Source organism: Halopelagius fulvigenes (assembly GCF_042662625.1).
Lineage (GTDB): Archaea > Halobacteriota > Halobacteria > Halobacteriales > Haloferacaceae > Halopelagius > Halopelagius fulvigenes.
Map to the genome: position 1 here is coordinate 1 of NZ_JBHSXH010000006.1, position 2,281 is coordinate 2,281.

At 61.7% G+C, this 2,281-nt stretch carries 1 protein-coding gene; it reads left to right on the forward strand.

Annotated features, from left to right (window positions below):
• Positions 1-991 precede the first annotated feature (991 nt).
• Positions 992-2,281, forward strand: a 1,290-nt coding sequence (locus ACFQEV_RS02215) for a hypothetical protein (protein WP_379692327.1), incomplete at its 3' end; no start/stop codon positions are given.

Sequence of the window (2,281 nt, forward strand, 5' to 3'; positions counted from 1 at the left end):
TACGCGGTTAAGACACAGTGGTACTCCCCGCGAAAATCGCACGACCGCGGGCGGGGCGTCTCGTCCGGGCGGTCCTCGACGGCGGCGAACCGGCAAGAACCGCCGGGGAATGTATCAGGCGTTCGAGGAGTCGGCGGCGAGAAAGGACGTGTCCGCTGACGGGACTGTCAGCCTGACATTAACCGAGACCGAAGACTTTACCGAACCGGCAGCAAGAGCATGAACGTATGACTTGACGGAGTAACTGAGAACACGCCTGATGGGGAGTTTGGCAACCCACCCCGGCAGGCGCGAAACACGCGGAATCGCGCGTTAAACAATCTGAATCCACGGACGAGGGGACACAACCCCCCCGACGACGACACTCCCCAGACAGGGGGCGTCTACCTGTCCTACGGCGGGAGAGGTGTTAAACAGTTGGGGTTTGGTTGCCTTTCTCCTCCGTTCGTGCGGATTCGCTCCCCGGAAAGGGGCCGCGAACGGATATGACGAACCTCGAAATACTCGAAGACGCGGACGGCGAACCGACTACGAACACGAACACGAACAGCGGCGCGACTACGGTGCAAGCACGTCGAGTGCGACTGCCGGAACGCCGAGACGGAGCGCTCCGGAGTGTGTGCGAGATAGAAGACAGTCACGAATCCCCACGGGAGAGGGAGAAATTTGGTCGAGTCGTCAGCAAATTTGGTCCCGTTTGGTCGACCTCGACCAAATCGAAATCGCCACACGGGGAGGGGGTGAGAGACCATTTGGTCGATTTGGTCGATTCTCTGAGTAGGGCTGAATGTGGGAGGTACATTCCGCGATTCCCTGACGCCCGCTCGCACGTTCCCCCCCTCACACAGAATCGACCAAATCGACCAAATATCCTTTCGCCCCTCCGCCGTGTGGCGATTAGCAGTTGGTCGAACCCGACCAAACGCCGACCAAATCCCGACCAACTGCCGACCAAACGCCCTATCGGTGTGACCGAGGGGGGTGTCTCGGCATGAGTTGGGACTCCGACCGGTTGGAGACGCTGAAGGTCATGGACCAGTGGGTGTGCTGGGGGTTCTACTGTGGCAACAGAGAAGAGTGCGGAATACCGCTTGGACCGGACGCCGATGAATGCCCTGAATGTGGCGGCCGGAGGACGAAGCCCCCAGTTGCACCGTTCGACGGCCGTCGGTACGCGAAATCGAACACTCCGCGGACATGGCGGTCGTACGAGGAAGCCGTCGAGTACCACGAACGGGAGGACACCCACACCGAGGGTATCGGGTTCATGCTCTCCGAACAGGACCTTATCGTCGGTATCGACCTCGACGGGTGTGTCCACCCGGAGACAAAGGAGATTGAACCGTGGGCGGAGGATATAGTCGCCCGCGCGGACAGTTACACCGAAATCTCCCCGAGTGTTACCGGCCTCCACATCTTCGCCGTGGGGATTCTCCCCGACGGTCGGAAGAAGCGGAAGCAAGAGCGGACGCTCGACCTGCCGGAGTGGGTCGTCGAGGAGAAGAACGCCGAGGTAGAGATGTACGACGACGTTCGGTACATGACCTACACCGGGAACCAACTGCCGGGGACCCCCGACGACGCTCAGAAGCGCGCGAGCGCCGTCAAGGAGATTCACGCGGAGTATGTGGCCGACGGCGACGCGGACGCGTCTCCGCCCGCACAGGCGGCCTCCCCGGACTCGGTAGACGTGTCGGCAGACGGCGGCACCGAGTACACGAATGAGTTCGGAACGACGCTCGAACGGGTGCGTGAGTGGGACGGCAAACTAAACGACCTTCTCACGCACCTCGAACCGGGGTTCTCGCTTCCGAACGACGACGACAGCCCGAGCGGCTACGACTACTCGGCGGTCACTAAACTCCTGTTCTGGCGGTTCGACGAGCGCGACATAGCCAACATCCTCCGCCGGTACCGGAGCCGCGATAAGCTCGACCGAGACGACTACCTCCAGAGAACTATCGCAAACGCGCAGCGTGACGTGACGGACCGGTGTGACCCACCACAGGACCGGAGTCCGTCGAAGATGGACGCACCCTCGGAGGTGAAGGTGGCCCTCGAAGGGATGCTCTCCCTGTACGAGAACGACCCGGACCGAGAGATGCAACACCGGGGGAAGATATGGGAGTGCGTGGCGAAAATCGACGCGGACGACGTAGAGAACTTCGCCCCGCGTGTGGCCGACGTGCTCGACGTACAGGAGTACGCCGTCCAGAATCACCGTACGTTAGCGCGCCACGAAGAGGAGAACGGGCCGGTCGTCGTCGAGGACGGCAAGACG